This window comes from Pseudomonas sp. SIMBA_041, from assembly GCF_046535095.1.
Lineage (GTDB): Bacteria > Pseudomonadota > Gammaproteobacteria > Pseudomonadales > Pseudomonadaceae > Aquipseudomonas > Aquipseudomonas mucoides.
This window is the reverse complement of the sequence record NZ_JAWRXJ010001033.1, coordinates 1-231: the sequence shown is the minus strand read 5'-3', so window position 1 is coordinate 231 and position 231 is coordinate 1. Positions and strand designations below refer to the sequence as shown.

Genomic DNA, 231 nt, shown 5'->3' with positions numbered 1-231 from the left:
AAGGTAACGACGGGTGTCGGCAAGGCACCGGTGCTCGACGTGCGCATGCCTGGTCCTCTGGCTCCGGACAACGTCACAAAGCTTGAGCAGTATCGATTGCTCGTTAACGGCGGCTACGAAGGGTGCAAAATCCGAGCGGTGCCGTCTGCCGACGACGACCTCCACCTACCCCGGCAAAAGGGCGAGACGTTCGACAAAAAGGGCGGTGCCGTCCTACTGGGGAAGCCGCCG

General features: G+C 62.3%; 1 protein-coding gene. It reads left to right on the top strand.

The window, feature by feature from the left end; translation table 11 throughout:
- A partial coding sequence (locus SB725_RS34250) for a hypothetical protein (protein WP_410923835.1) occupies window positions 1-231 on the top strand: 231 nt, incomplete at both ends.